Genomic DNA, 1,632 nt, shown 5'->3' on the forward strand with positions numbered 1-1,632 from the left:
CTACTGCCGGGCCAGTATCCGGAGTCGGCTGATCAAGTGCCTGCCTGACAATGGGCTACCAATAAAGGAGGCGGCCGGGAAGCTGTCGCTGACGGCACCGATGGAGAAGTATGTATATTGCCCGCTGTCAATGTAGGGCAAGCCCCGGGTGCACCATATACACTATTTCTGTCGTTTTTTTGATGGCAGCAACTAATGACATCAACAGTCTAATGATATCAACAGCCTAATGGCATCAACAGTCGGTTTACTGTGATCAGGCAGGCCTGCATCGGGGGCAACCTCTGCCAGATCGCCTGTTCGGCGCATAACTGTTTTGGGTCAGACAGCAAACCGGCAAATCCTGTCTAAACTGAACACAGCTCCCGAATTGCAAGGGTCATGAATGCTGCATATCCGCGGATCAAACCTGATTTTCAAGCATTGGAGTATGTCATGAATTCACTGGAACATGCAGTTGTTTGTGATGACCACGCCAGGGTCAAAACCCTGCTGGCCAAGGGGGCTGACCCGAACCTCAAGAACAGGAATGGGCAGACAGCCTTGCAACTTGCAACTGTCCTGGGTCATTTCGATGTATACAAAACCCTGTTACCTGTAACCCATCAGCCGGACTGGGATAGCCTGTTACAAGAATTTTCCCGTTCAGGGTGGAAGGATCAAGTCAAGGTGGCAGTGGTCAACGGGGCTAACCTGAATAACCGGGACAGTGTTGGAGATACACCTTTAGTAAAAGCAGCTAAAGCAGGTCACCATGCTATTGTCGAGACCCTGCTGACCAACGGGGCTAACCCAAATATTCCCGGATGTACCGATTACACCCCGCTGCACCATGCAGCCAGGGCTGGTCATCATGCTATTGTCAAGACCCTGCTGGACAAAGGGGCTGAAGCGGACCTCAAGGACATGGAAGGATGGACACCCTTGCAATTTGCAGCCGAGAATCGTCATCGCGATGTGTACGACACACTGTTGCCTGAAACCCATCAGCCAGACTGGAACAGCCTGTTACCAAAACTTATCTATGCAGGGTGGCACAATCAATTTAATACGGCCCTGGACAACGGGGCTAACCCGAATATTCTCGTTGATTATCATTCCACCCCGCTGCACTGGGCAGCTGGCCTTGGTCACCATGCTATGGTCAAGATCCTGCTAAAAAAAGGAGCTGACCCGAACCTCAGGGACGGGGATGGTTGGTCAGCCTTGCAAGCTGCAGTTTACTGGGGTCATCTCGATGTATACAAAACCCTGTTACCTGAAACCCGTCAGCCGGACTGGAACAGGCTGTTACCGATATTTTCTTGTCTTGGATGGAAGGATCAAATCAAGGAAGCACTGGTCAACGGGGCTGACCCCAATATTCCCCTGGACACCGGGACTGACCCCTATATTTCCGTAAGTTATCACTTGAACACCCTACTGCACCTGGCAGCTGGCGCTGGTCAACGTGATATTGTCGAGACTCTGCTGGTCAACGGGGCTGACCCAAAACTCAAGAACAAGAATGGACTGACAGCCTGCCAATGTGCAAGTGTAGAACCCATAAAAGAAGCAATCCGGAATTTCATGTCTGTACCACACTCTCTCCAATTCTACTGCCGGGCCAGTATCCGGAGTCGGCTGATCAAG

The 1,632-nt window shown here is 51.4% G+C and carries 1 protein-coding gene; it reads left to right on the plus strand.

All coding sequences use genetic code 11. From position 1 onward, the window contains the following. Positions 1-435: 435 nt before the first annotated feature. On the plus strand, positions 436-1,632 hold a 1,197-nt coding region (locus KDK14_RS04205; protein ID WP_257263769.1), incomplete at its 3' end, for an ankyrin repeat domain-containing protein.

The organism is Endozoicomonas sp. ONNA2 (assembly GCF_024606365.1).
Taxonomy (GTDB): domain Bacteria; phylum Pseudomonadota; class Gammaproteobacteria; order Pseudomonadales; family Endozoicomonadaceae; genus Endozoicomonas.